This is a genomic window from Geminicoccus flavidas (assembly GCF_009806515.1).
Classification (GTDB): domain Bacteria; phylum Pseudomonadota; class Alphaproteobacteria; order Geminicoccales; family Geminicoccaceae; genus Geminicoccus; species Geminicoccus flavidus.
The window spans coordinates 1-1928 of record NZ_WUJP01000861.1 but is presented as its reverse complement, the minus strand read 5'-3'; the positions used below and the strand labels follow the sequence as shown (position 1 = coordinate 1928).

Here is a 1928-nt window from a genome sequence, read left to right as displayed (position 1 = left end):
GTCGCTCACGACCTGCGCTCCTTCTGGCCGCCCGTCCCGATGGCGCCGCGCGCCAGCGCCTCAGGATCGGCCCGGCTGCGCTTGCGCTTGACGAAGGTCCGCTCCTGGTGGAACGCCTCGAAGAAGGCCGCCACCTTCGCCTGGATGGCGGGCGGCATCGGCACCGGCTCGACGACCGCCTCCAGCCCGTCCACCAGCGCCTCGCCCTCGTAAGGATCCGCGGTGACCGCCGCCACCGCATACTCGTCGCCGGCCGTGCGCCGCAGCGCCACCCACAAGGACGGCCGGCCGGAGGTGAGGTTGTCGCGATAATGGCTAGTGGCGCTGGGATGGAGCGTCACCTCGAAGCCGCCCGCGTAGAACAGCTCCTCCTGCGCGTCGCCGCCCAGCCGTGTCCCCGGTGCCGCCGCGGGAACGCCCGGCAGCACCGATGCCGGCAGCCAGGCATGGTCCAGCCACGGCCCCTTCAGCCTGCGCCTAGCGACAATCACGCCGACCTCGAAATGGTCCTCGGGCTTCATGGTCTCTCTCCTGCCGAAGCCTGCCGCCTACCGCGGATCGGGAGCCCCGCCACCAAGTTCTGCGGCTTCATCCGCACCCGCCGGTCCGGCGTCATGGCGAGGATCAGGTAGACCGGGTGGCCCCGCACCGCCGTCTCGGCGTCCTCGGGATCGCGAAAGGTCAGGCGGAACAGGGCCAGGACCCGCATCCGCTCATCCTCGCCCAGCGTGCTGCCACTCCACAGCACGTTGCCGATCCGCGTGCCCTCGGCGTCCAGCCCGACGAACCAGCGCCATTCCCGGTCCTGGACCGCCGCCACCGGCTCGACCTGCACCGCGACCTGCAGCAGATGGCCGACCCAGGCCTCGATCGCCCGCGCCACGGCCTCTCGCCCGGCCGGGTCGGAGCCCAGGTTCAGCACCATGGTGAAGGCGTCGGAGCGGCTCCAGTAGGTCCAGGCATTGTCTCGGTTCATGACGTCGAGCTCGGCCACCGGCTCCCGCCCCAGCATGGCGAGCAGCGGCGAGCGGCCCACCGCCTGCTCCCTCGCCTCGATGATCTCGTCATCGGCCAGCAGCAGCGTGCCATCGTGGAAGGACACGCGCTGCGGGCGGAACATCAGCTCGGCCGCCCGGAGGACGTAAGGATCGTCGCAGCCGTCCAGCGCGTTGCGCAGGATCAGGTGGACGAGTTGGTCGAGGAACAGGGCCGGCAGGTGCCCGGCCCCCTGGTGCACGAGCTGGCGATAGGCCGCCTCGACCGAGCCTGCCGCCAGCAGACGGTCCCGAAAGCCCAGCATGACCTCCCAGTTCTGCCGCCCATCCGGATCGGCCAGGGCCCGAAGCTCGTCCGGCACCACCGGACGCCGCGGCTCCGCCAGCAGTGCGGCATGGAGCCGGCGCTCCGCCGAACAGGCTTCTGCCGGCGGCACCAGCTCGGGCCGGGCCAGATAGGCCTGGAGCAGCGCATCGGTGACGGCGAGCTCGCCCTGTTCCGTTCGCCCGGTGAGATGGTGGCCGCTGGAAACCCAGAACTCCCTCACGAACCGGCTCTCCCGTACATGCGCAGCGGCTTCGTCCTTACAGATGCGGGCGTCCGGTCTTTTCATCGAGCCAGGATGGAACGCGCAGGGCCCTGAGCAGTTCCATTTGTTCGGGCGGAGCGTTGGCGGCATGGCGCAGGATCAGGTCTCCGTTCTCCTCGAGACGGGCGGTTCCTGCCAGGTTCAGCCTGGCCAGATAGCGATTGCCGATCGGATCGAAGCCTTCGTGATACCAGGTGTCGAAGCTGCGCATGAAGCAGCGGGCGAACTGCCCGGCAAGGTCCGCCAGGCCGCCCGCCGCGCAGCCCTCTTCGTCGAGCGCGGTGGAATCGGGGGTCAGCCCCGGCTCGCCGGTCCCGTGCTTCGACGCGATGAGCATGATCGA

The 1928-nt window shown here is 70.2% G+C and carries 3 protein-coding genes; all 3 read right to left on the bottom strand.

Annotation, left to right across the window (positions count from 1 at the left end; translation table 11 throughout):
- Positions 1 to 5: 5 nt before the first annotated feature.
- Complete coding sequence (locus EQG76_RS24630; protein ID WP_159717247.1) at positions 6 to 521, bottom strand: DUF3305 domain-containing protein; 516 nt, start codon at positions 519 to 521, stop codon at positions 6 to 8.
- The gene (locus EQG76_RS24625) at positions 518 to 1543 is read right to left on the bottom strand and encodes a DUF6352 family protein (protein ID WP_159717245.1); all 1026 of its coding nucleotides are present in this window, start codon (positions 1541 to 1543) and stop codon (positions 518 to 520) included. Before EQG76_RS24625 ends, EQG76_RS24630 begins: the two co-directional genes overlap by 4 nt.
- Positions 1544 to 1580: 37 nt before the next feature.
- Positions 1581 to 1928 (bottom strand): biotin/lipoate--protein ligase family protein (locus tag EQG76_RS24620; RefSeq protein ID WP_235031547.1); only part of this gene is annotated, 348 nt, incomplete at its 5' end.